This is a genomic window from Herbaspirillum rhizosphaerae, assembly GCF_046025915.1.
In the GTDB taxonomy this organism is placed as follows: domain Bacteria; phylum Pseudomonadota; class Gammaproteobacteria; order Burkholderiales; family Burkholderiaceae_D; genus Herbaspirillum; species Herbaspirillum rhizosphaerae_A.
The window spans coordinates 48,089-72,571 of record NZ_JAQQFR010000015.1 but is presented as its reverse complement, the minus strand read 5'-3'; the positions used below and the strand labels follow the sequence as shown (position 1 = coordinate 72,571).

The window sequence follows — 24,483 nt, the reverse complement described above, 5'->3', positions numbered from 1 at the left end:
GCCGATGTTGCAACAGATGTTGGACGCAAAGCAGATACGATAGACGCAGACGCGCGCAGAGCGCTCACCCTGGGATAGCAGACAATGGCGCAACAACGGCAAAAGATCGCGGTAATCGGGGCTGGTATCTCAGGCCTGGCCAGCGCCTACTTTCTTGCGCGAGAGCACGATGTCGTCTTGTTCGAGGCGGGAGCATACGCAGGGGGGCATACCAATACGGTCGATGTGACGCTCGAAGGCAAAACGTTTCCGGTCGACACCGGATTCCTGGTGTTCAACGAAGCAACGTATCCCAATCTGATTGCCTTGCTGGACGAACTCGGCGTTGCCAGCTACGCGACGGATATGTCGTTTGGCGTATCACTCGACGAGGGACGTTTTGAATGGGCCGGTACCAATCTGGATACCGTCTTCGCGCAGCGCGCACGATTGATGTCGCCTTCCTTTTTAGGCATGCTCAAAGACATCTTGCGGTTCAATCGGGCGGCGCAAAGCAATCTGAAGTCTAGTCTTGCGACGCCGACGACATTGGGAAAGTTGCTGGCTGTCGGCGGTTATGGCGCCATGTTTCGCGACTCCTATCTGTTACCCATGGCTGCGGCGATCTGGTCAAGTTCTCCCACCGATATCCTGCAATTTCCGGCAAGTACTTTTTTACGCTTCTGCCTCAACCACGGTCTTTTGCAAATCAGCAATCGTCCGAAGTGGCGCACAGTGCAAGGTGGCGCGCGCGAGTACGTGAAGAAGATTCTCTGCACCTTGCCCGATGTTCGTCTCAACACCGGTGTTCAACAAGTCTTCAAGCGCGGCAAGACAATCTGCCTACGCACGGAAAAAGTTGAAGAGGAATACGACGCCGTCGTCTTCGCCACTCACGCCCCGCAAACCTTGCGCATGCTGGCCGATGCGACCCTCGAAGAGCGACGCTTGCTAAGCGCCGCGCGCTATCAGGCCAATACCGCCTACTTGCATACCGACCTTCAACTGATGCCGCGCCAACGCAAGGTGTGGTCTTCCTGGAACTATCTGGGCGGCCTCTCCGCCAGCGGCGAGCGTTCCGTATGTGTGAGCTACTGGCTCAATCAACTGCAGGCGCTGCCATGCCGTACGGATGTCATGGTGACGCTCAACCCGGATACACCACCGGCTGCCGGCAGCGTGATAGCAGAGTTCGATTACGAGCATCCGGTATTCGACCAGGCGGCAATCTCTGCACAGCAAAAACTCAAGGACGTACAAGGCAAGCGCGGTATCTGGTTTGCCGGTGCATGGACTGGTTATGGATTTCATGAAGACGGTTTGAAGTCGGCTTTGCGCGTAGCGACGGACTTCGCTGTGGCCCCTGCGTGGGCCAGGGTGACATCGTGAATGTGCCCGCCTACCTGATTCGGGGGCAGGTGATGCATGAGCGCCTGCGTCCCGTGCATCATCGCTTCGTGTACCCGGTGTTTTGTCTTCGCTTGAATCTGGCACGCTTGCAGGAAACCGGAAGTCTTTGGTTCGGCGTAAACCGATTTCGTCTGATGTCGCTGCGCACGCGCGACTATGGCCCGCGTGATGGCAGCGATCTGGATAGCTGGATGCGGGCGCAACTCAAGGCTGCCGATTTACCGCACGATGGCGAGATCTGGTTGCAAACTTTTCCACGCCTGTTCGGTTTCGTATTCAATCCGGTGAGCTTCTGGTATTGCCATGACAGCAGCGGTGCGCTGCGGGCGGTGATGGCCGAAGTCAACAATACCTTTGGCGAAACGCATCGATATTTATTGGCTGAACACAGCAACAAGGAAATCACTGCCGACTCCCGCCTTGTCTGCGCCAAGGCCATGCATGTCTCACCGTTTTGTGAGGTGCGGGGCAGCTACCGTTTTCGGTTTCGTGACACGAATGTGACGACGTTGGTCGGCATCGACTATTACGACGCGCCTGCATCCGGAGATAAAAAAATAGAAAAAGACGGTGTTTTGATGCACACCACCGTCGGAGGCCGTCTGCAGGCGCTGACTGCGCGCTCGGCTTTGCGTGCCTTGCTGACGCAGCCACTGCTGACCTTCGGAATTGTCGCAAAAATTCACTGGCAGGCCTGGAAGCTTTGGCGCAAGCGCGTGCCGTTCTTTCGCAAACCTGATCGTGCAACGGATAGCGCGGCCGCGACCGCCAATTTCAAGAAGGAGATTTCATCGTGAACCAGTCCGAGATGAACCATTCGCCCGGAGCGTCCGCTACGGCCTCGCCCCCAGCCGGTGCCCCGCCTGCGACACGCCTGTTTCTGCGTCTGCTCAATTGCCTGGCGCATGGGCATCTGCAACTGACGACGCCGCATGGCAACACGCTGACTTTCGGCGACCTGCATCAGCCGCCGAGTGCACAAATCCACATCAACGACTGGCGTGCCTGCGCGCGCATCCTGCAAGCCGGCGACATCGGTTTTGCTGAAAGCTATGCCGCGGGATGGATCGATACGCCGGATCTGGCCGCGCTGTTGCGCCTGTGTCTGCGCAATCAGGCAGAGCTGGATCGCGTGATGTTCGGCGGCAAGCTGGTCGGACTGTGGTACCGCCTGCGTCACTGGATGCGTTCCAACACACGCGAGGGCAGCCGCAAGAATATCCATGCGCACTACGACATCGGCAATGATTTCTATCGTCTGTGGTTGGACAATAGCTGGACTTACTCAAGTGCGATCTTCGACGGTGACCATACGCAAAGCCTGGAGGCAGCGCAAGCGTGCAAGTACCAACGTATCGTAGATCAACTGGGGCTGAAGGCCGGTGATCGCGTACTCGAAATCGGTTGTGGTTGGGGCGGTTTTGCAGAACACGCGGCGCAGCAAGGTATCCACGTACACGGCGTGACGATCTCGCCGTCGCAGCTGCAGATTGCACAGCAGCGCATCGCCGGACGCGGACTCGACCAGCTCGCAACGCTGGAATTGTGTGACTACCGTGATCTGGGCGGCAGTTATGACGCGGTGGTCTCGATCGAAATGTTCGAGGCCGTCGGCGAACGCTACTGGCCGGAGTATTTCAATACCGTGTCGGCGCGGCTCAAGCGCGGCGGCAAAGCGTTGATTCAGTCGATCACGATCGACGAGCAGTATTTTGAGCGCTATCGCAGCAGCTCGGATTTCATCCGCCAATACATTTTCCCCGGAGGCATGTTGCCGAGCCCGGAACGTTTCTGCGACAAAGCGTCCAAGGCCGGTCTTGTGACGCTGGATCAATATCGCTTCGGTGCCGATTATGCCGAAACGCTGCGGCGCTGGAACAGCACCTTCCAGGAGCAGCGCGAGGCGGTCACCGCGCAAGGATTCGACGAGCGCTTCATGCGTTTGTGGCAGTTGTATTTCGCCTATTGTGAAGTCGGCTTCGATGAGGAGCGTACTGATGTCATCCAGTTCCTGCTGCGAAAAGACTAAGAAGGCAAGGTACGCGCAGGCGCTGCGCGTCACGGTTGGAGTCTGCTGCCTGCTGGCCGGACTGTCGCTGACGCAATTCGCCGATGCAGCAGGATGGCGCGCGGATGTGCCGCAGGCGCGTCTGCGGGGCGAGGCCGACTTTCGCTTGTTCGGGTTCAAGGTTTACCACGCGGCGCTATGGAGTACAGGCGCAACCTTCGATCCTGCGCAGCCATTTGCGCTGGAGTTGACCTATCAACGCAGTATCGGCCGCGCGCGCATTGTACGCAGCAGCATCGATGAAATACGCCGTTTGTTTGGTGAGCGTTACAGCGAGCAGCAATTGCAGCGCTGGGAAGCCGAGATGAATGCCGCTTTCACCGATGTCGAAGAAGGCGACCAGCTCACCGGTGTCTATCTGCCCGGCATCGGCTGCCGCTTCTACAACAGCAAACAATTGCTGGCGGAAGTGCGTGATGTGGAATTTGCACAGGCATTTTTCGCCATCTGGCTTGATCCGCGCAGCAGGGATGCGCAACTGCGCCGACGTTTGCTTGGCGCATCGCCATGAGCGGCGCAACGCGTGGCGCCACGCGCCTGAGCTATGCGGCATACGGCTTGCTGGGTTTGCCGCTGGCGATGTCGGCGTTGCCGATTTACATACAGGCACCGGCCTATTACACCGGTCATCTTGGGCTGGCGTTGGCAGGTACTGGTTGGGTGCTGTTTCTCTCGCGCCTGGTCGACACGCTGCAGGATCCGTGGCTGGGACGCTGCATTGATCGTCTCCATGGCCTGCGTCTGAAGGTGTGGCTGATGGCTGCGGCGCTATTGCTGGCGCTGGCGTTCTTTGGACTGTGGTTGCCGCCGACAGCGGTGCGTGGTTCGGGCACCGCTTTGCTGGCATGGCTTGGCGCGATGCTGATTGTGACTTACACGGCGCACAGCATGCTTAACATTGCTTACCTGGCATGGGGTGCGCGTTTGTCACAACGTGACGAGGGCTTGCTTGGTGCATCGGCGCTGCGTGAGTTGGCGGGGTTGGTTGGAGCGGTGATCGCCAGCGTGGCTCCCGCCTATATTTTCGCCGGCGGCGGTTCGGGCGCATCAAATCTTGAATCATCGCTGAGTATTTATGCGCTCGGATTTGCGATCTGCCTGGTCATCGCACTGGCGGCATTGCTGTTGCTGGCGCCGCCGTGGAACAGGGCCGGCGATGTCGCACTCGGATGGCGTGAGGTGTTGACGCGCATGCAATCGAACCGCAGCTTTCGCCGCTTGCTGCTGCCATATTTCTTCAATGCAGTTTCGGTGGCGATTCCGGCCACGCTGGCCTTGTTTTTTATTAACGACCGCTTGCAGTCATCGCAGTACGCCGGCGCTTTTCTGGCGTTGTACTTTCTGTCGACTGCCTTCGGCTTGCCGCTCTGGGTTGCGCTTGCAAAACGCCTGGGTGTGCTGCAGGCGTGGCGTTTGGGCATGCTGCTGGCGATCGTGGCGTTCGGCGGTGCGGCGTTGCTACAGGCCGGTGATGTCTGGCTGTACGCAAGCATCTGTATCGCCGCCGGCCTGGCGCTCGGTGCGGACCTGGCTCTGCCACCCGTGTTGCTTGCCGGTGTGATCGGCAAGAACGAAAGTCCGGCCGCTTACTACGGCGTGTGGACCTTGCTGGCCAAGCTGGCGCTGGCGGTCTCGGGTCTTGCTTTACCGTTGCTGGCGGTGCTCGGCTATCAGCCAGGCATGGGTGACACTGGCGGGATCGCTGCGCTGGGCTGGGTATATGCCGCGGTGCCTTGCCTTTTCAAATTGCTTGCGTTGTTGCTGCTGAGGTCGATGCAGACATTCGCCCCGGATCATTCTTTGCTGGAGACACCGTCATGAAATCCTTTGTCGCGCTTTTATTCGTTGCTCTGCTGGCCGCATGCTCTTCGCCGGATGTATCGCGCTATGCCGCGAATCAGCCGGTGTTCGATCCAGCGCAATTTTTCCTCGGCAAGACTGACGCGTGGGGCATGTTTCAGAAACGTGGAGGCGAAGTGGTCAAACGCTTTCATGTGGAAATCACCGGCAGTAATAGCGACGGCAAACTGATTCTCGATGAACGTTTTCGTTACGACGATGGCACCACACAGCAACGCGTATGGACGCTGGTGCGGCAAGCTGATGGCAGCTGGCGCGGTACCGCCGGGGACGTTGTAGGAGACGCAGTCGGCGAGGCGGCAGGCAATGCGCTGAACTGGCGCTATACCTTGCTGTTGCCCGTGGACGGCAAGACCTATGAAATGAAAATGGACGATTGGATGTACCAGATGGATGACCGCACCATGATCAATCGGACTGCGATGAGCAAATTCGGATTTGAAGTCGGACAGGTGACGCTGTTCTTTCGCAAGCGGGACTAACGTAGCAAATGGAGCACGGAGAATCATCATGTTCGGTCCAATGAATACCCCCGTCGGCAGCTGGAAAGACAAGCGCATCTGGCTTATCGGCGCCTCCAGCGGCATCGGCGCCGCGTTGGCGAAACAGGCGTTGGCGATGGGGGCCAAAGTGGCCTTGTCGGCACGCCGGCTCGACGCACTGGAGGAGGTTGCCGGCGAGGCGAGCAACGCGTTGATCGTGCCGTTCGATGTGCTTGACCATGCTGCATGGCGTACCCGCCACGCGGAGATCTGCGCAGCGTTTGGCGGCGTCGACCTGCTGTTGTTCTGCGCAGCCGACTACCGTCCGGAACGTAGCTGGGAAGTCAGCGACGACGTGGCGGAACAGACCTTGAAGACCAACCTCGTCAGCGTGTACTCCGCCTTGTCCAGCGTGCTGCCCACCATGCTGGCCGAAGGCAGTGGCGGCATTGCGCTGGTCGCCAGCGTGGCGGGCTACATGGGTTTGCCCAACGCCAGCGTCTATGGCCCCGGCAAGGCGGCATTGATCAATCTGGCGGAGATTCTCTACAGCGATCTCCATGCCAAAGGACTCAGCGTGTACCTGATCAATCCGGGTTTTGTCAAAACCGGGCTTACTGCCAAGAACGACTTCGCCATGCCCGGCTTGCAGACCCCGGATGCGGCTGCGGAAAAGATCTGGAAAGGCATCGCCGAAGGCAAGTTCGAGATCCACTTTCCCTATCGCTTTACGCGTATCCTGAAGCTGATTCAGATGTTGCCTTATCGTTGGCGCTTTGCGCTGTTTCAACGCTTTCTCCATCCCACATGACAACAACTGCACAGACCAAAGAACGACTCGATTTGCTGATGGACTGGTATTGCACGCTGACGCGACAAAGCGTGCGCCACATCGGCCAATTTTATGCGCCGGAGGTGCACTTCAAGGATCCCTTCAACGACGTGCAGGGTGTTCCCGCGATGATGGCCATTTACGAGCATATGTTCGATACCACTGATGATCCGCGCTTTGTCATCGAGGATCGCGTGGTCGACGGTGATCAGGCTTTCATTACCTGGGCTTTTCAGTTCGGGCTCAAGGGTAAGCCGTATGTGATTATCGGGAGCACGCATCTGAAGTTCAACGCCGACGGACTGGTCGTCCTGCATCGTGATTACTGGGATGCTGCCGAAGAGCTTCTGCAGAAGCTCCCGGTAGTCGGCGGATTGATTCGTTGGCTTTGCAGCCTGTTCAAGACACGGGTTTAAGAGGCTTAAGGAAGGTCGCGAATGATGTTGTAGTTCTTGTCCACAGCAGGAACGAATTCCTTGGCATGAATAGCGCTCAGCGTGCTTTGCACGTTGGCGCTTTTTTTATTGAAGAACACCGCGCGGATCTTCTTCTTGATGTCCTCGCACAGCTGCCCCCGATAGACGAAGGGATCAAAAGGAATCGGCGCCGATTTCCACAGCACGCGGATATCGGAGCGTTTGACCTTGCCTGCGGCGATCAGCGAACCGAGATTGGCGCTGGCGATAAAGGCCGCGTCAACTTCTTTGTTCAAGACTGCGGCAACCGACTGTTCATGGTTGCCGGAGTAGCCAATGCGCGAGAAATACTTGTCCAGCGACGTGCCGAGCTGGCGTGAGAATACGTGCAATGGAATCAGTGCGCCCGACGTGCTATCGGGATCCGCCAGCGCAAGGCGCTTTCCTTTGAGTCCGGAGATTGAGGTGATTGGACCGTGTTGAAGGACGATCAGCATGGAGTAATACGCGGCGGTGTTGCCGTCGCTGAAGCCGTCTGCCATGCGCAGCAAGGTGGCGAACGGCGTAATTTGCGGGTCGTTCTTGTGCGCAGAAACATACGTCGCAGGGCCAAGACGGGCGACGTCCAGCGCACCTGCCAGCAAACCTTCCGTCACCGCACCGTAAGAGGCCGGGGTGATGATCTCCACGGGCATACGCAAGACGTGCTCCAGATCGTCGAACAAGGGTTTCATTGCAGCGCCATCGTCTTGCAATTCGCCTTGAGGGACAAATGCAATGCGCAGTCGCGCAGGGCGCTCACATTCTGCCGCTTTGGCTGCAGTCGTGCTGGAGATGACGGCGGTGGACGCGATTGCGAACGACATCGCCACAGTGATCAGCCATCGCAGCAGCCTGCGCTTCTTGTATCCGGCTTTTTTCAATTTTCCATGAGCTGTCATAGCGGGTCGAATTTCCCTTTTTGGAGTATCGTCTCGATCTGTTCCGCCGAGACGGGGCGTTGCAAATAAAAACCTTGTACTTCATCGCAGCCGATGACCTTGAGATGCATCAACTGCTCTTTGCTTTCCACGCCTTCCGCGATGACCTTCAGTCCCAGGTTACGTGCCAGCGAGACAGTGGAAGCAACGATCATGGCGTCGCTGTTGTCATTGCGGATATCACGGATGAATGAACGATCGATCTTGAGCGCATAGACCGGCAAGGTCTTAATATGGCTCAGGCTGGAATAGCCGGTGCCGTAGTCGTCGAGCGAAATGCGCAGGCCTTCATCACGCAGCTTTTCAAGTACGCTCTTGGCGCTGTCGATGTCACCGATGAAGCAGCTTTCCGTGACTTCGATTTCCAGCAGGAAGGGAGGCAATTTGTATTTCTTGAGTGCGCTGAGTATGGTTTCAAGCAGCAATTCGTCTTGCAATTGCTTGACCGAGACGTTGATCGCGACCGGCACCGGGGTGATGCCGCGTTTGCGCCATTCAGCCAGTTGGCGACACACTTCCTTGATGATCCAGTGGCCGAGCGGGATGATCAGGTCGTGATCTTCTGCAAGCGGGATGAAGTCATTCGGGAAGATCAGGCCGTGTTCGGGATGTTCCCAGCGGATGAGCGCCTCGAGGCCGACGATTTCAAAATTCTGCAGCGCCACCTTGGGCTGGTAATGCAGGCGGAACTCATCCGCCTTGATCGCTTGCCGGAACCGCGCCAGCAATTCCAGCCCGCGCGCCGCGGAGGCGTTCAACGACGCATCGTAGAAGCGATAAGTGCCGCTGCCGGCCTTTTTGGCGGTATACATCGCCGCATCGGCGCTGGTCAGCAACTCATCGACACTCTGGCCGTCGCGTGGATATAGCGCGATGCCGATGCTCGGGGTGGTCTGGACTTCATGCCCTTCCAGATCGGGATACGGCTCGCTGATCGCCGTGAGCAGCGTGCGGGCGATCTCGGCGATGCGTTCTTCAGCGGCAATCTCGGAAACCAATACGACGAATTCGTCGCCGCCCAGCCGTGCTACCAGATCGTATTCACGCAGCACGCTACGCAGGCGTTTGGCGACGTTTTGCAGCAGAGCGTCACCGACGGCGTGGCCGAGCGTGTCGTTGATGACCTTGAATTTGTCGAGGTCGAGGAAGAACAGGGCATACAGTTTGCGGCTACGGCGCGCACGCGACAACTCGGTTGCTGCGATCTCGTGAAACAGCATGCGGTTAGGGATGCCGGTCAGGTAGTCGTGCGAGGCCAGCTGGTAGGCCCGTGATTTTTCCATCTCCAGCTGATCGATCAGGCCGCTCTTCTCGCGTTCGGAATAGAGCAGCTTTTCATACAAGCGCTTGCGCCGATGCGCGATGTGGACCAGCGCGTAGCAGAACAACAGCACGATGACGGAGATTATGACGGCCTGGTAGCGGTATTCGCGATGGGGTTCCGTCAATTTGCCGAGTACGTAGTCCGGATCGCGGCTGACGATCACGGCCAGCGGATAGCGCTCCAATTTGCGCGATACGCCGATCTGTTGTTCCCGTTCGCCAGGACGCACGGCATGAATTTCTCCATCGGTTTTATTGTCGACGAGGAAAAGCGCATACTCTTCGCCGGCAAAATTGCTGCCACCCGACAAGGTGCTGCCGCTCAGTTCGGCCAGTTGAAAGCCGGTGGCGTTGAGGATCTCGATCCGGCTGCCGCTGCTGATGCTGACGTCTTTGTAGGTGCGTAAAAAATAGCCGAGATCGAGGATCGCAGTGAAGAAACCTTGCAATTCATCCTTCTTGTTTTTAATCGGAATCAGCAAGGGCACGCGCCAGGTGTAGCCATCTTTCTTGAGCGGCGGGCTGATGATCATGCCGCCCTGACGCTGTGAATACATCAGTGACGACACGTAGGCCGCATTGATGAGTTGAGCGAATTCGGGTTCGTCTTTCTGGCGGGCGGAGGAATACACCAGTCTGGCGTTGGCGTCGAAGATGGCGACGCGCAAATAGGCGGAGTCGCCCAAAAATAATGGCGACAGATAGCTGGAAGCATGGGCGTCGCCATCCAGTACCGATTGGCCGATGCGGGAATACAGCAAGGCCTTGCTGAGCACTTCTTCCAGATTGGAGGAAATGATGGCGGCGACGTTCTTGCTGTCGGCAACCGAACTTTCGACGGCGAGCGCCTTTTCGTTGTGGATGCGTGTGAAGGTGATGGTCCAGATCACGATCAGCAAGAAGCACGACAGCAACACGTAGGCCAGCGACAGGCCCCGGCCATTTTGAAATGCCGTATTCAGCCAGGTCGGCCGCATCGATAATCGTAACTGCAACGTTGTGCCTCAATTCGGGATATCTCTGCGCTGTTCGCAAAGCTTTTTTGAAGAGTAAGCGGAAAATGTGTCGAATTGATGACAAGGCCGCATTTGTCGCGGCTGTGTTGCATCGGGGACAAGGCATTGCGCCGGCACGATGGCCGGCGCAATGGAGAGGGAGCAGAGAGGGCAGAGAGCCAGCGCCAGCTTATCGGGACGTAGCGAAGCGCGTTGCTCTATCAGTAGACGTTGCGAGTCTTGAATGGTTGGTATTGGTAAAGCCAGGTTTCCGACAGCGTCTGGTTCTTGTGGCGCAGATAGAGGCGCAGGTCAACCGGATCGTCGCCGTCGACGGTGAGATCGAACTGGGCTCGCCAGTGGCCCGCAACGCCGTTCGGCACTGCTTCGGTGAATACATACGAGAAAGTTCCGCGCGAACTCGACAGCACGGCTTCCGGTAACTCGCCGAAGGCCAGTTTTTCCAGCGGAGCACCTTTGAACTCGACCATGAACTTGCGCACATTGGGCGGACGTGGCTGACCAGGTTGGCCGCCGTTGCCAAGACGCGTGGCGACGCAGCGCGCCAGCGGTGACGGATAAGGCTCATCCTTGAGCCAATGCAAGCGATAACGCAGGCGATAGCTGCTGCCTGCGGCGGCCTTGGCTTTGGGGACCCACATAGCGACGATGTTGTCGTGGATTTCATCGTCGGTTGGGATTTCGATCAGTTGCACCGATCCTTCGCCCCAGCCTTCCAATGGCTCGACCCAGAGACTTGGGCGGCGCTCGTAATGCACGCCATCCTGATAATGGTCGAAGTTGCGGTCACGCTGCAACAGGCCGAAGCCGCGTGGATTGTTGTCGCCGAAAGCCGAGGCGGTGATGCGGGCCGGGTTGTTGAGCGGACGCCAGATGTGTTCGCCGTTGCCGTTCCAGATTGCCAGGCCGTCGGAGTCGTGGACTTCCGGACGCCAGTCGGCGCCGGTGCCTTTGACCGCTTCAGAGAACCACAGCATCGAGGTCGCCGGCGCAATGCCGAGGCGGCCTACGTCCTTGCGCAGGAACAGCGCGCAGTCGACATCCATGATCACTCCGGGCACGCCGCCCGCACCGCGCCGCATGATGAACTTGTAGGCGCCGACGATGCTCGGGCCGTCCAGCACGGCATACACCACGACGGTGTCGCTTTTATCGACAGGTGCTTCGAAGTAGAAGTGGGTGAAGTTCGGGAATTCTTCCGACTTGCCGGCCTGGGCAACGTCGATGGCGATGCCGCGTGCCGACAAGCCGTATTGATATAAATCCCCGATGGCGCGGAAATAGGAGGCGCCGAGGAAGGCGACCCAGTCGTTCTTGCGCCAGTCGAGCTTGGCCTGATCGCCGGTACGGCTTTCCTGGAAGCGGAAGCCGGCGAAACCGCTGCCGCGCGGCAGCTTGCGTGCCGGGCTGTCGGCAGGCATGTCGAAGTAGCTTTCGTCATACAGGATCTCGCGCGCTTTGGCGTTGCTGCCGGCACCTTCGAGCGTGTACATGTGCACCGGCGCCTGGAAGAAGCGGCCGAGATGGAAGAAGGTTACGGGGAATTGTCCCGGGCCATCGGCAAACAAGGATGAATCGGTATTGAATTTGATCTTGCCGTGCGCCTCATAGTCGATTTTGTCGAGGATATCGGCAGGCGGCTTGTTCTGGGCTTTATAAGGCGACTGCGCGGCAGTGCGCACTTGTGCAATCAGGGTGTCGAACGAGAAGGGCGCGGGATTGCCGAGTTTGATGCGGTTGGCGGCGAGCGCTTCGGGAGGAATGCCGAGGGCGGCGAGAGCGGCGGTCGCGGTGGCAGAGCTCAGGAAGGTGCGTCGATTGATCATAGGCGAGATGTCGAATGATTAATGCTGTGCAAAAACAGCAACGGTTGGTCGGGAGTGCGGCCGGATTCAGGTCGAGGTTGGTGTCACCTGCATCATTGGCTCCATTCTTGTCATCGATGAATGAAGGCGCGGCTGCAAAGGCGGAAATCCTAGCATGACAGAGGCTTGCCGGCGCAAGTACCTGGCGCCGGAGTCGTAAAGCTTGCCGTGCGTCTACTAGCTAGTTAGTAAAGAGTCTCGTTACCGCGCTTGGTTCCTGTCTCCTTGTGTATTTTCTATGGACGCCTAAAAACTAATTGAGTAAAATGCGCGGGTCATTGGGGAGTAGTCGCCTTCCACCCTGAGGAGGGGCTTATGTCAACATACTTGATCCACACGATCATGGCATAAGCGGTCCTAAGCGCTTGACAAGACCTTTGACCACGTTGCCCTCCGGAATGGCCGGGGAGAGGCGTGGTCATTGTTTTCTGTCCGGCCATGGAGAACCCAATTGGATGCATTTCTCATTTCTACCGGCGTAGTCGCCTTAGCTGAAATCGGCGACAAGACGCAACTGCTGGCCTTTATCCTCGCTGCAAAATTCCGTAAACCGATTCCCATTATTCTGGGCGTTCTGGTGTCGACCATTGCCAATCACGCTTTTGCCGGCGCGCTGGGCGCATGGATCACTTCACTGGTTTCGCCTGAAACCATGCGCTGGATTCTTGGCGTGTCCTTCATCGGCATGGCGATCTGGACGCTTATTCCCGATAAGTTTGATGAGAGCGAAGCCAAGTTCGCGCGTTTCGGCGTATTTGGCACCACCGTGATCGCCTTCTTCCTCGCGGAGATGGGCGACAAGACGCAGGTGGCGACGGTCGCGCTGGCGGCGCAGTATCACGCTTTTGTGCCGGTGGTTGCCGGAACGACGCTGGGCATGATGATCGCCAACGTTCCTGCCGTGTTGCTGGGTGACCGTATCGCCGGTAAGATCCCGGTGCGCATCGTGCATGCTATCGCCGCACTGATCTTCGCGATCATTGGCGTAGCGACGTTGCTGGGAGCGGGCAAGTCGCTCGGTATCTGAGTCTGGCGGCAGCGTTTCAAGGCACCAGGAACCTTGAACTTGCTCATCGCTTCGCAATAAAAAACGGCCCGCGTACTAATGCCGTTCAGTTAAGAGCAATCAAGCCCGATTTTTGGTATTGATGTAGCTGCAAAATCAAGAAAAATGCCGCTTCGAATGACTTCGGAGCGGCATTTTTTTTGCTTAACTGAACGGCACATTACCGCGTACGGGCGTTTTTTTCACTGCACATCAAGAATTAAGAAATAGATTTCATTTTTTGCGATGTGTGCCGGAACACTAATTTCGTCAACCGCCACGATCATTAGCAACCGGAGTACATCCGATCATCTTTACTACGGCCCTAATTGCAGCAGCAGTCTTTGCTTTTTTCTGTTGAAGAAGTTCGTTGATTGAGTCGTCTTGCTTGCACTTATAAAATCCGTCTTTTGTAATTTTCACCAATTGATAGGACGAAGTGAAAACTTTCTTAGGATCTTCAACGTCATATCTGTACGTAGCATAATAATCATTACCAATTTTGGCGATAATCGGCTTCCAGATTTTATTGCAGTTGGGGTATTCCATTTCCTCCGGCGACATTATTTCCAATAGGTTACTTTGGTTTTTTCTGTCAACAAGTGAGCATGTCGGGGTGCTTTGGTCTTTCTTTATGAAGTGATAAGCGTTAGGCGTGTAAATATTGTTCGTGATTTTTTCCGCATCTATTTTGTGAATCACTTCATCGGCAATATTTTCATTTATCTTTAGGCCGGCAGAAATAGCAAAATTTGACGCGAAACATAGGAGAAATAAAACAAAGAATTTCATACACCTGCCTTTAATAAAAATTTTATCGTAATTCGCTTACACGCTTCTCCGCGTGCTTCTTCATATTGATTCGTGTTATGCCAAATCTTCCCAATTTCGACTTTGATGGGTGTATTTCGAGCAACTCCAAGTATCGACTGTAGCCAATCTTTGCCTGTGTCGAGTCCTTCTTTACACCTTCCATCGTCGACTTCGGGTCGTGCCAATATCCCCAAGCAAATGACATGTCATGCACGTAATACGCATTACTCTTTTCCAAGGGATAAGAACCATAGTCGAATTTCTCAGCCTCAGGGAATGCCGTAAACAACGCGTCAAGTTGTGGGCAAGCTTTAACATGCAGCGCAGCGACAGCGTTTTTCAACAACTTAAGCCTAGAAGTTGATTTACCTTCGTATCCGTTAAATCCACCATTGATCGCAGCCGATATATAAACAATATCGTTCTGGTCACCAAAAGGATTTAAATCGATATCATGAGCACTTCCTGCGTGTCTCCAATACCAACCCGCGGAGTCTGTTGCCCACTTCACTTCCTCAAGCTTTACCTTGTTTGCATCGAGAAAATCAGTTTTAACAGCAGCCCCGTAGGCGGTATAGTTTTTTTTCCACGTCAATTGGACTAAACCTCGGCCTTTATAGCCATCGTATACGTCCTTTTCATCAACACCTTTCTTCAGTATTTCCGCCGTGAACAAAAATTCTGAAGATTCGTGTCCTACCTGTGCCAGAAAATGTGCCTTCTTCAAACAGCTAGTAATTTCATAATTCGAAAATGTCGCATTCAAATCAGGAAGAAATTTTTCCAGAATTTCTTTCTTTCTCTCTGGATACGCTTCGCGTAATTCATCCAGTGTGATATCTCGATTACATGCACAAACGATTACTACTTCCTCAACTTTTGTATGATCTTTGTCTGCCGTGGTTGTGCCTAGCGGTTTATTCGTCGAATTCATCATGGTCCCGCTCTGCTCTTTCAGGTGTTTGTGTATCGTTGTTCGCTATTTTTAGATTTTTCTTCACGGTAAATTTGACCGCTTGCGGCGTCTAGGCACGCTCAGTTTTTCCATCCTTGTCTGTGAAACCCTCAAGGCGGTGACCGTCGGCAGACTCCATGACATAGGGATAATTTGTCAGCGGACGCCCTTTTTTTGACCTAAGAATGAATTGCACACTGTGTTCGCGCATCTCCGCTGCTGGCGTTGCAGCGTCTTGAACTGTGCCGAAGCCTTGGGCAGCCATTTCTTCCACAGTCATCATTTGCCAATCGTTATCCTGATAAGCGATCAGTTTTGGCGCCGGCCTGCAACCACAGACACATATATCGTCATTGAGGGCGGGACGCTTTCCCATCCAGTTGTCATTCAGACGCGCGCCTTGTCCAACGACAGTGCCGGTCTTCTTACACGCTGGGCAGTAGACCTTATCGTTCAGCATGATGTACTTGCGACCATGCCAGGTAGAGTGGTCTTGCGACGCTATCGGTGTCCCGCCAGATGAGGTCTTGTCACCTTCGAAAATGTAGAAGCGCCTCATGCCAGCGAGGCTTCCAAAGGAGGCGGTACGTATCCCTCTTCGAGAAAACCGGGGATGGGTGGCATGCCTGCTCGAATAACGATACCGTGACCTTTCTGGTCACTGGTTTCGATTACGTCGCCATTGCTGACATGGCTACCCTCAACGGCAAGGGACTTTCCGTCATATATCGACGCAGCGCCCGCGCCTGAGGTGATATAGGCAATTTCCCCATTCGGATAGCGCACCTCATCGCCAACTAACGCCACTGAAATACCATTAATGGTTCGGCCTGAGGTGGCTGTGTGAACTACGCCGCCATTCTTGGTTTTTGAACCTAAAGTGATGAAATCATGCTTACTAATGATGGGTAACGCTTTTATTCGCTGATTTTCTTCTATCCACCAAATCGCGTTTAGATCAGTTACTTCGATTCCGTCGTACAGCATGCATGCCCCTCAGTCTTGAGTTATCAAATTGGCATGTTAGTCATATAAAAGTTTCCGGCAACCCCCAATGCTGTCCGGTTAAAACAAAAAAGCGCCGCTGCGAAGTTATTCGCAGCGGCGCCCCTTATTTTTACGACTCTTTCGCTTCAAAAATCGAAGCTGATTGAGCTTAACTGAACAGCATTATCGGCAAGCCCCTATTTCCTGTGGGCTGCGCCACAGGCCAGGGTGAGGGGAGCGGTAAAACGGAGGACAGGCGGAGCCAGCGATCAATACGAGTAGAAAATCTTTTGGATTTCTTTGGTATCGGATGTCTTGGTCAGTGCCAGCATCAGCAGGATGCGTGCTTTTTGCGCGTTCAGCGTATCCGAGACAACGAAGTCCAGCTTGTCGTCATCCGCTTCGCCGTTACGCGCCACGATGCCTTGGCCGACGCGGCTGGCACGAACGATCACAACGCCTTTCTTACGTGCTTCAGTCAGCGATGGCGCAACCATGTTGTTCAGGCTGCCGTCACCCACACCAGCGTGGATGATGCCCTTGGCGCCAGCGGCGACGAAGGCGTTCAGCGCGATCGGGTTCATGTTGGCATAGCCGTAGACGATGTCGACTTGCGGCAGGACGTCCAGTTTCGAGATGTCGAATTCCGAATCAACAGTGTGTTTGCGTGTCGACTGACGATAGAAGAATGGCTTGCTGCCTTGGATGTAGCCCAGGAAACCCAGTTCAGGTGTCTTGAAAGTATCCAGTGTGGATGTGTTTGTCTTGGTCACTTCGCGAGCAGCATTGATCTGGTCGTTCAGTGTCACCAGCACGCCCTTGCCGATGGCTTCCTGGCTGCCTGCCAGCAACACGGCGTTGTACAGGTTGATCGGGCCGTCGGCGCTGATCGCTGTCGATGGGCGCATTGCGCCGACGATCACCACCGGCTTCTTGCTGTGCACGGTCAGGTCGAGGAAGTAAGCTGTTTCTTCGATCGTGTCGGTGCCGTGGGTGATCACGATACCGTCAACATCGCTTTGCGCCAGCAGTGTATTCACGCGTTTGGACAGCTTCAGCCAGTAATCGTTGTTCATGTTTTCGCTGGCGATCTGGAACACTTGCTCGCCCTTGACGTTCGCGACTTTCTTCAGTTCAGGCACGGCATCGATCAGTGCTTCAACGCCAATTTTTGCTGCGGTGTAGCCGACGGTTGTCGTGCTGGTGGCGCCGGTGCCTGCGATAGTGCCGCCGGTTGCCAGGATCATCACGTTAGGGAGTTTTTGTGCGTGTGCGACGGATACCAGAGCAGCACAGGCCAGGATCAAAAACTGGCCGAAGATCTTTTTCGAATACATGTCGTTCCTCTTGGTGAAAGTATGTTTTTTAGTCTCTTCCCCGTTTGTACCGACGCGAGCAGAACTCGTCGGAAGCAGCCCTCGTGAGGCGCGGAGAGCAGCCACGATAGCACTCATTAACGCTTCTTAGAAGATCTCTTGAATAAAATCGGGAACTATTTTTTCGCGCAAATAATCGCTTGTCATATTTGCCCGCAAGGAGTGCATGCGCAGCGCTTTTTAAGGGCACGAAAGCGAGGGATTTGCACTCAAATTGCTCGTGCGGAGCAATATGGAAACGGCGTCAGGGTGACGCAAATTACATACTCAAAAGAATGGCGAATACAGATGTTTTGGATTTGCGAGTATTTTGAATTTTTGATGTTTCTTTATTTTGCTAAATCCAAAAAAACAATGTCGAATTCTTAATTCTATTCAAGAATTTAGCTGTCCGGGGAATTGAATGAAATACCGTTGTTGCCCACAGTCAGTTTTCCTTTCCGCGTTCGGAATTGAATTGGCCTTTTTGTTTATATAGGTACAATGAAATCGGACGTTGCCACTCTATGTGAATCGAGAAAATCAGTGAAGTCACACAGACGGCAGCGCGTCGAGAACTGGAATTGATTGGAGAAAAGTTGTTGACCGAAAAATTTACCGATCCGCAAGCGGCGGTCGATCGCGTGATCGAGATCTATGAGCACAACACCGCCATCCTTCGCGATGCCTTCAAACAATTCGCCAAAGGCGAAGTGTTGCAGGAGCGTGTGCGAGCGTGCTATCCCTTTGTGCGCATTACAACCGAAAAGGTGACCCACACTGACACGCGCCAGTCATTTGGTTTTGTCGCCGGGCCGGGAACGTACCAGACGACGTTGACGCGTCCGACGCTGTTCAAGAATTATCTGCTGAGTCAGTTCAAGCTCTTGCTGGCCAATCATCAGGAGCCGCTGGAAATCGGCGTCAGCGATTTGCCGATTCCGGTTCACTTCGCGTTTGCCGAGGGCATTCACGTTGAGGGGGATCTGGATCCGGACCATTTGCGTCTGTTGCCGGACGTGTTTGATTTGCCCGATCTGGCCGAGATGGATGATCGCATCGTCAACGGTACCTATGAAGTTGACAACGGCGGCTGGCGCGATGGCGTTCATCCGCTGGCATTGTTCACCGGGCCACGCATTGATTACTCGCTGCATCGTCTGCGTCATTACACGGCGACGGCGCCGCAGCAGTTCCAGCGCTATGTGCTGTTCACGAATTACGCGTTCTATGTCGATGAGTTCGTGCGCATGGGGCGCGAGCTGATGCAGGCGACCGACGATCCTGAGCTGCGCACTTATCGTCAGCAGTACACGGCCTTCGTTGAGCCGGGCAACGTGACGACACCGAATGCCAATGTCGAAGGAATGAAGGGCATGCCGAGTACCGGTACGCCGCCGGTGCGTCAGCCGCAGATGCCGGCTTATCACTTGCAACGCGCAGACGGCACCGGTATCACGCTGGTCAATATCGGCGTGGGCCCGTCAAATGCAAAGACGATTACAGATCACATTGCCGTGCTGCGTCCGCATGGCTGGATCATGCTTGGCCATTGCGCAGGTTTGTCGTCGTCGCAACGTATGGGCGATTACGTTTTGGCCCATGCTTACGTCCGCGACGATCATGTGCTGGATGATGACTTGCCGCTGTGGGTGCCGATTCCGGCGTTGGCGGAAGTGCAACTTGCGTTGCAGGATGCCGTTGCCGGCATCACGCAACTGGAAGGATATGAGTTGAAGCGCATCATGCGCACCGGTACCGTGGCCTCGGTAGATGATCGTAACTGGGAACTGCGCGATCATCGCACGCCCTTGCTGCGCTTCAGTCAGAGTCGGGCAATTGCGCTGGATATGGAAAGCGCGACGGTAGCCGCCAACGGTTTCCGTTTCCGCGTTCCGTACGGCACCTTGCTGTGCGTGTCCGACAAGCCTTTGCATGGTGAGATCAAGTTGCCGGGTATGGCGAATCGCTTTTATGAGCAACGCGTCGCTCAGCATTTAAAGATCGGTATCCGCGCGCTGGAGTTGCTGCGTAATCACGGCATCGAGCAATTGCACAGCCGCAAGCTGCGCAGTTTCGGCGAACCGGCATTCCGTTAACTCTGCAGTCTTAGCTGTTGTCGTTGTTATAAGCGAGCCGATACTGATGATTCAGCATCGGCTCGTTGCATTTCAAGGCCGTTTATTTAACGTCAGGTTGCGGTTGTTGTCTGATCCGGGCGTGAGCGCAGGCTCAGCCACACATACAAGGCGGCACCGGCGAGCAATGCAAGCGCGGCGATACTTAGCGAAGGCGTGAACGAGCCGGTCGCATGCACTAGTCGTGTCGCCAGCGGCGGTCCGGCAATCTGGCCGATGCCGTAGGATGCCGTCATCAATCCCATCAGTCCCGCCGCGTAATGGCTGCGCAGGCGGCGTGCTTCGCGCATGGCAAATAGCGTGATGGCGGTGAACGGTAAACCGAGCAAAATACTGCCGAGTGCGAATCCGACTTCATTAGGGAAAATCGCGCTGCTGACCACGCCGATTGCCTGCATCACATAACTGATCGCCAGCAGCAAGCGCTGATCAAAGTGCACAGGAATCCGTGTCGCACCAAGCGCACCGAGCGCTACGCACAAACCAAACAACGGCCAGAAAAAATCCGGCCACGCCGAACCGGGCGGCAATGCCTGGCGTGCAATGACAGGGAGGAAGGTGGCGGTGATGATGTAGCCGAATCCTGCCATGCCGTAGGCCAGCACTTGCCAGCGGACTTCCTGACTGATCGCTGCGGGTTCGGCACTCTCTGTTCCCGCTTGGGTGGTATTGCCTGCGCGCAAATCAAGATTGCCGCTGAAGGTGCTCCACACTGCCGCCGTCAACACGGCCGCCAACAAGCCGAATGCGATCCAGCCGGTATCGGCATGCCAGCCGTTGCTGACCATGCCGCTGCTGGACAAGCCGGTGAGCATGATGCCGATGCCGGGACCGCAATAGATGATGCCGCCCAGAGCAGGCAATTGCAGTTGCGCCAGACGTTGCAGACACCATCCCGAGCTGTAGACGAATACCAGTGCGCTGGCGATGCCGGATAGCAGGCGCAACGCCAGCCAGATCGCTTGTGCATGCAACAAGCCCATGCCGAGCGTCAGCAACACCGTGGCAATCAGCCCGGCGCGAATCGTGCGCGTCGGCGGCAAGCCTCGCCAGAACGCGCATAACATGGCGCCGATGAAATAACCGAGATAGTTCGATGTCGCCAGCCAGCCGCCGCTGTTGAGGTCGATGGTCTGGTCATGCAGCATCATCGGCAGCAGCGGGGTGAAGGCGAAGCGGCCGATGCCCATGGCTGCAGCGAGCGCAATCAGGCCGGCGAAGGCGATGCGCAGGGCGCTTTTACGGTTGTGACTTGCGTCCGGAGTAGTCATTGCTTCCTGTTCTTGAGGCGCTGTCGGGGATTGATCGCCGGGCGTCATTATTATTGAGTGGTGTCTGTTGCGACCTTGCTAACTTAGCTGAGGTTGTCGCGAATGTTGCAATGTTAGCTTGTCTTTATCATTCTAAAAAATGAATAATTAGAATGTAATCATCTTTTTATGAGATGGTGGGTGAGGATTTTTAATCGGAGTCAGCATGGAACTTGCCGAACTTGAAATTTTTCGCGCGGTCGTGGCCGAGGGTGGCGTCACGCGCGCTGCCGAGCGTCTGCATCGTGTGCAGTCGAATGTGACCACGCGCCTGCGGCAGTTGGAGGAGTCAGTGGGTGTTTCGCTGTTTATCCGCGATCGCAAACGTCTGGTGTTGACGCCTGCCGGTGAAATATTGCTCGACTATTCCGAACGCATCCTCGGTCTCGTGCAAGAAGCCAGGCATGCGATGGTGCCGCAAGAGCCGCGCGGCAGGCTGCGCGTTGGGGCGATGGAGAGTACTTCCGCAAGTCGTTTGCCAGGACCGCTGGCAGCATTCCATCAGCGCTGGCCGGAAGTGCAACTGGAGTTGACCACGGGAGCAACGAAACATCTGATCGATCAGGTGCGCAGCTTCAAGCTTGATGCTGCACTGGTGGCAGGGCCGATTCCGGAAGATGTTTTTTTCTCAACGCCGTTATACCAGGAAGAACTGATGATCACCGTGCCGCGTGGTCATGGGCGGGTGAAGACACCGGATGATTTGAAGGTGGAGACATTGATTGTCTTTGAACAAGGTTGCACCTATCGCAGCTTCGCAGAACAATGGTTTGCTTCCGGCAGCATCAAGGACCGTCGTCCTCTGCGGATTCTGGAGCTTGGCTCATATCACGCGATGCTTGCTTGCATCGCGGCGGGCATCGGTATGGCTTTTGTTCCGCGTTCGATATTAAATATGCATGGACAACAGAATTTTTCCGCCTATTCTTTAGGTAAGGACGGGCGGATTACGACCTCCCTGATTTGTCGCCGTGAGCAACAGACCATGGTCTTCAATGCGTTGCGAACCCTTTTGCTGACTGAGTCCTGACGGAATATGTTACGAAGCGGAGGGTGGCGTAACAATTTGTAAAAAACACTGCGACGCTACTCTGCTTTTCTTATAGTTGGTTTTCCCCCTCCATTCTCTCCCCCGAGAATGGGATTTACCCCACGATCCGCAAGGAGCGTGGGGTTTTTTCTTTGTGCTTCCGCTTTGTTTGGATATTGCCGCAATGGCATGTTGGTAGATGACGTCCGCGTTTCCCTGCGTTTACTTTCCCTTTGGAATGATCAGACTCTCACGCGCTGCCGACTGTATCGCCAGCACGGCAGGATGTGTCAGTCGCCGCTCAACCGAGATGGCGTAGAACTGTTCAGTGATCTGCTCGGTTTGTCCGATCTGCACGACGCCGAGTTGTTGCTTCAATTGCATGGTCACCGCCGAGGGAGCCGCGAAGATACCGGTACCGGCTTCCCCGAAAGCATTCAGCAGCGCGCCATCATCGAACTCACCGGCGATTCGCGGGCGTATCTTTTCCTTTTCAAACCAGCGCAGCAATTTTGGCCGAACCGCAGCATCTTCTCCCGGCATCAGGAATGGCGCGTCATCAAGGCTCTGCGGGAAATTCTTCTTGTAGTGTTTAGCCAGTGCTGGCGTGGCGAAAAAACTGGTATTGCACTCACCCAGCAGATGGCTGTAACCGCGCACGTCAATATTGGCAGGCATGGGGCTGTCGGCGATGACGATATCCAGACGATGGATCGCCAGATCGCCGAGAAGGCTGTTGAGCTTGCCTTCACGGCAAACGATGCGTACCGGGTCATCAAGTTTCAGCGCCGTCTCCAGCAGCAGATACGCGATCGTTTTGGGGACCGCATCAGCGACGCCGACTCTGAATTGCAAAGGACTGCCGCCCGGGCGAAAGCGCATGACTTCCTCCAGCTCTTCGCCGAGCGTGAAGATTTGATCGGCATAGGCGAACACGGTGCGGCCGACATCGTTGAGTTCCAGTTTGCGACCGATACGGTTGAACAACTTGTAGCCCAGGCTGTCTTCGAAGAGCGTAATCTGACCGCTGATGGTCTGTGCCGTCAGATGCAGGCGCTCGCCGGCACGCGCAATGCCCCCGGTTTTGGCGACGACCCAGAAATAGTGAAGATGTTTGTAATTGAGCGCGGCCATGGCTTGTCCTATTCATCGTTTTTTCCGAAGATAAATGAAAGTATATTCGAATTTTCAATAGGCTAGGATCCAGCTACAGTACGGCTTGTCTATTGCAAAGCCATGGAGGCCGTCATGAAGTGTCCTGTCTGTACTACCGTCAATCTGAACATGAGCGATCGTCAGGGCGTCGAGATCGACTATTGCCCGCAATGCCGTGGCGTCTGGCTGGATCGCGGTGAATTGGATAAGCTGATTGAGCGTTCACAGGCTGCCGCGGCGCCGATGCAACAAGCGATTCCGCAGCCGCATCATCAACCAGCTCAGCAGCGCGCACCGGCACCGCAATACGCGCCGCAACAGCAGCGAGGCTACGACGATGGTCATCGTTACAACAAGGATTATCAGTCGCGCAAGAAGAAGGGATTTTTGGGCGAATTTTTCGACTTCGATTAATCAACTAATCAGTCGTTATAAATAAAGGGGAATACCGTGAACGGTGTAGAAAGTTTTGCAAGTCCGCTGATGTGGGGCGGATTTATCGTGTTTGTACTTGGGATGCTGGCGTTCGATATGCTGGTGCTCGGTGGCCGTCATTCGCATAAGGTGACGGTCAAGGAGGCACTGGGCTGGTCGATCGCATGGGTGATGCTGGCATTGCTCTTCAGTGGCTTGCTGTGGTGGTATCTGGATCACAGCATCGGCCGCGAATTCGCCAATCAGAAGAGCCTGGAGTTTCTCTCCGGTTATCTGATTGAAAAGTCGCTGTCGGTGGATAACATCTTCGTCTTCCTGGTGATCTTCGGCTACTTCGCCGTGCCGGCCGAGATGCAGCGCCGTGTGTTGTTGTACGGCGTGGTCGGTGCGATTGTCATGCGTGCCGTCATGATTTTGCTGGGTGCCTGGCTGATCGCGCAGTTCAGCTGGATCATGTATCTGTTCGGCGCTTTCCTGATCATCACCGGCATCAAGATGCTGATCTTTGCGGACAAGGAGAGTGATCTCAACGACAATCCTTTGCTGAAGTTCTTGCGCAAACATATGCGTATCAGCAATGAGTACGACGGCGAGAAGTTCTTTACGATGCGCAACGGCGTACGCTATTTCACGCCGCTGATGCTGGTGCTGATCCTGATTGAAGTGACGGACCTGATTTTTGCAGTCGACAGCATTCCGGCGATTTTCGCGATCACGACTGACCCGTTCATCGTGTTCACGTCGAACATGTTTGCGATCATGGGTTTGCGGGCGCTGTACTTCTTGCTGGCTGATGTGGCAGATCGCTTCCACTATCTCAAATACGGTTTGGCGCTTGTGCTGGTATTTGTGGGTGGCAAGATGCTGCTGGCGTACTGGTTCCACATTCCAGTGATGATTTCGCTGCTGGTGGTTGGCCTGATCCTGCTGGCGTCTGTGTTGATCAGTCTGGTGCTCTCACGCAAGAAGGTTGTGGCTTAAGTTGTAAGTTGTCGCTTGAACCGATAGATCCACAAAGGATCGGGCGAA

The 24,483-nt window shown here is 55.3% G+C and carries 23 protein-coding genes and 1 riboswitch; of the genes, 13 read left to right on the top strand and 10 right to left on the bottom strand.

Annotation, left to right across the window (positions count from 1 at the left end; genetic code table 11):
* Positions 1 to 84 precede the first annotated feature (84 nt).
* Genes PQR63_RS20395 through PQR63_RS20360 form a run of 8 tightly spaced genes read left to right on the top strand, consistent with a single transcriptional unit; the run spans position 85 to position 7,047 of the window.
* Positions 85 to 1,368, top strand: a complete 1,284-nt coding sequence (locus PQR63_RS20395) for an NAD(P)/FAD-dependent oxidoreductase (protein ID WP_408169775.1) — start codon at positions 85 to 87, stop codon at positions 1,366 to 1,368.
* A complete protein-coding gene (locus PQR63_RS20390) occupies positions 1,365 to 2,186 on the top strand; it encodes a DUF1365 domain-containing protein (protein WP_408169774.1) in 822 nt (273 codons plus the stop codon). The genes PQR63_RS20395 and PQR63_RS20390 overlap by 4 nt, the downstream gene beginning before the upstream one ends.
* A gap of 11 nt (positions 2,187 to 2,197) precedes the next feature.
* Positions 2,198 to 3,418, top strand: coding sequence for a class I SAM-dependent methyltransferase (locus tag PQR63_RS20385; RefSeq protein ID WP_408169839.1), 1,221 nt, complete (start codon positions 2,198 to 2,200; stop codon positions 3,416 to 3,418).
* The gene (locus PQR63_RS20380) at positions 3,387 to 3,968 is read left to right on the top strand and encodes a chalcone isomerase family protein (protein WP_408169773.1); all 582 of its coding nucleotides are present in this window, start codon (positions 3,387 to 3,389) and stop codon (positions 3,966 to 3,968) included. The genes PQR63_RS20385 and PQR63_RS20380 overlap by 32 nt, the downstream gene beginning before the upstream one ends.
* A complete protein-coding gene (locus PQR63_RS20375) occupies positions 3,965 to 5,278 on the top strand; it encodes an MFS transporter (RefSeq protein WP_408169772.1) in 1,314 nt (437 codons plus the stop codon). Before PQR63_RS20380 ends, PQR63_RS20375 begins: the two co-directional genes overlap by 4 nt.
* The gene (locus PQR63_RS20370; protein WP_408169771.1) at positions 5,275 to 5,799 is read left to right on the top strand and encodes a DUF3833 domain-containing protein; all 525 of its coding nucleotides are present in this window, start codon (positions 5,275 to 5,277) and stop codon (positions 5,797 to 5,799) included. The genes PQR63_RS20375 and PQR63_RS20370 overlap by 4 nt, the downstream gene beginning before the upstream one ends.
* A gap of 28 nt (positions 5,800 to 5,827) precedes the next feature.
* Positions 5,828 to 6,610, top strand: a complete 783-nt coding sequence (locus tag PQR63_RS20365) for an SDR family NAD(P)-dependent oxidoreductase (protein ID WP_408169770.1) — start codon at positions 5,828 to 5,830, stop codon at positions 6,608 to 6,610.
* Positions 6,607 to 7,047 carry a nuclear transport factor 2 family protein gene (locus PQR63_RS20360; RefSeq protein ID WP_408169769.1) on the top strand — a complete coding sequence of 147 codons (441 nt, stop codon included), beginning with the start codon at positions 6,607 to 6,609 and terminating at the stop codon, positions 7,045 to 7,047. Before PQR63_RS20365 ends, PQR63_RS20360 begins: the two co-directional genes overlap by 4 nt.
* A gap of 5 nt (positions 7,048 to 7,052) precedes the next feature.
* Here the strand turns inward: PQR63_RS20360 and PQR63_RS20355 are convergent, their stop codons facing one another.
* The 3 genes from PQR63_RS20355 to PQR63_RS20345 all read right to left on the bottom strand — a co-directional run bounded on the left by PQR63_RS20355 (position 7,053) and on the right by PQR63_RS20345 (position 12,192).
* Entirely contained in the window at positions 7,053 to 7,913 is an 861-nt protein-coding gene (locus tag PQR63_RS20355; protein ID WP_408169768.1) for a phosphate/phosphite/phosphonate ABC transporter substrate-binding protein, read from the bottom strand.
* A 71-nt stretch (positions 7,914 to 7,984) separates the two neighbouring features.
* Positions 7,985 to 10,327, bottom strand: a complete 2,343-nt coding sequence (locus PQR63_RS20350; protein ID WP_408169767.1) for a bifunctional diguanylate cyclase/phosphodiesterase — start codon at positions 10,325 to 10,327, stop codon at positions 7,985 to 7,987.
* Between the two features lie 239 nt (positions 10,328 to 10,566).
* Complete coding sequence (locus PQR63_RS20345) at positions 10,567 to 12,192, bottom strand: OpgD/OpgG family glucan biosynthesis protein (protein ID WP_408169766.1); 1,626 nt, start codon at positions 12,190 to 12,192, stop codon at positions 10,567 to 10,569.
* A 307-nt stretch (positions 12,193 to 12,499) separates the two neighbouring features.
* Positions 12,500 to 12,680: riboswitch (yybP-ykoY riboswitch) on the top strand.
* Positions 12,681 to 12,682: 2 nt separating this feature from the next.
* Here PQR63_RS20345 and PQR63_RS20340 point away from each other — a divergent pair.
* On the top strand, positions 12,683 to 13,258 hold the full coding sequence (locus PQR63_RS20340; RefSeq protein ID WP_050476549.1) for a TMEM165/GDT1 family protein: 576 nt from the start codon (positions 12,683 to 12,685) through the stop codon (positions 13,256 to 13,258).
* Between the two features lie 288 nt (positions 13,259 to 13,546).
* Here the strand turns inward: PQR63_RS20340 and PQR63_RS20335 are convergent, their stop codons facing one another.
* The 5 genes from PQR63_RS20335 to PQR63_RS20315 all read right to left on the bottom strand — a co-directional run bounded on the left by PQR63_RS20335 (position 13,547) and on the right by PQR63_RS20315 (position 17,368).
* Positions 13,547 to 14,068 carry a hypothetical protein gene (locus tag PQR63_RS20335; protein WP_408169765.1) on the bottom strand — a complete coding sequence of 174 codons (522 nt, stop codon included), beginning with the start codon at positions 14,066 to 14,068 and terminating at the stop codon, positions 13,547 to 13,549.
* Positions 14,069 to 14,090: 22 nt separating this feature from the next.
* Positions 14,091 to 15,026 carry a glycoside hydrolase family 19 protein gene (locus PQR63_RS20330; protein ID WP_408169764.1) on the bottom strand — a complete coding sequence of 312 codons (936 nt, stop codon included), beginning with the start codon at positions 15,024 to 15,026 and terminating at the stop codon, positions 14,091 to 14,093.
* An 88-nt stretch (positions 15,027 to 15,114) separates the two neighbouring features.
* Positions 15,115 to 15,603, bottom strand: coding sequence for a PAAR domain-containing protein (locus PQR63_RS20325; RefSeq protein WP_408169763.1), 489 nt, complete (start codon positions 15,601 to 15,603; stop codon positions 15,115 to 15,117).
* Positions 15,600 to 16,031 carry a PAAR domain-containing protein gene (locus PQR63_RS20320; RefSeq protein ID WP_408169762.1) on the bottom strand — a complete coding sequence of 144 codons (432 nt, stop codon included), beginning with the start codon at positions 16,029 to 16,031 and terminating at the stop codon, positions 15,600 to 15,602. The genes PQR63_RS20325 and PQR63_RS20320 overlap by 4 nt, the downstream gene beginning before the upstream one ends.
* 269 nt (positions 16,032 to 16,300) lie before the next feature.
* Positions 16,301 to 17,368, bottom strand: a complete 1,068-nt coding sequence (locus PQR63_RS20315) for a type II asparaginase (RefSeq protein ID WP_408169761.1) — start codon at positions 17,366 to 17,368, stop codon at positions 16,301 to 16,303.
* A gap of 617 nt (positions 17,369 to 17,985) precedes the next feature.
* Between PQR63_RS20315 and PQR63_RS20310 the strand changes: the two genes are divergently transcribed.
* The gene (locus PQR63_RS20310) at positions 17,986 to 19,485 is read left to right on the top strand and encodes an AMP nucleosidase (protein ID WP_408169760.1); all 1,500 of its coding nucleotides are present in this window, start codon (positions 17,986 to 17,988) and stop codon (positions 19,483 to 19,485) included.
* Positions 19,486 to 19,577: 92 nt separating this feature from the next.
* On the opposite strand, the gene PQR63_RS20305 is transcribed toward PQR63_RS20310, so the two are convergent.
* Positions 19,578 to 20,795 carry a YbfB/YjiJ family MFS transporter gene (locus PQR63_RS20305; RefSeq protein ID WP_408169759.1) on the bottom strand — a complete coding sequence of 406 codons (1,218 nt, stop codon included), beginning with the start codon at positions 20,793 to 20,795 and terminating at the stop codon, positions 19,578 to 19,580.
* A gap of 205 nt (positions 20,796 to 21,000) precedes the next feature.
* On the opposite strand from PQR63_RS20305, the gene PQR63_RS20300 reads away from it, so the two are divergent.
* Positions 21,001 to 21,864, top strand: a complete 864-nt coding sequence (locus tag PQR63_RS20300) for a LysR family transcriptional regulator (RefSeq protein ID WP_408169758.1) — start codon at positions 21,001 to 21,003, stop codon at positions 21,862 to 21,864.
* A gap of 222 nt (positions 21,865 to 22,086) precedes the next feature.
* Here the strand turns inward: PQR63_RS20300 and nhaR are convergent, their stop codons facing one another.
* On the bottom strand, positions 22,087 to 22,998 hold the full coding sequence (nhaR, locus tag PQR63_RS20295; protein ID WP_408169757.1) for a transcriptional activator NhaR: 912 nt from the start codon (positions 22,996 to 22,998) through the stop codon (positions 22,087 to 22,089).
* Positions 22,999 to 23,112: 114 nt separating this feature from the next.
* Between nhaR and PQR63_RS20290 the strand changes: the two genes are divergently transcribed.
* Positions 23,113 to 23,433 carry a TFIIB-type zinc ribbon-containing protein gene (locus PQR63_RS20290; protein ID WP_408169756.1) on the top strand — a complete coding sequence of 107 codons (321 nt, stop codon included), beginning with the start codon at positions 23,113 to 23,115 and terminating at the stop codon, positions 23,431 to 23,433.
* A 36-nt stretch (positions 23,434 to 23,469) separates the two neighbouring features.
* Positions 23,470 to 24,435 (top strand): TerC family protein, encoded by a 966-nt coding sequence (locus tag PQR63_RS20285; RefSeq protein WP_408169755.1) that lies wholly within the window; start codon positions 23,470 to 23,472, stop codon positions 24,433 to 24,435.
* The last annotated feature ends 48 nt before the right edge of the window (positions 24,436 to 24,483 follow it).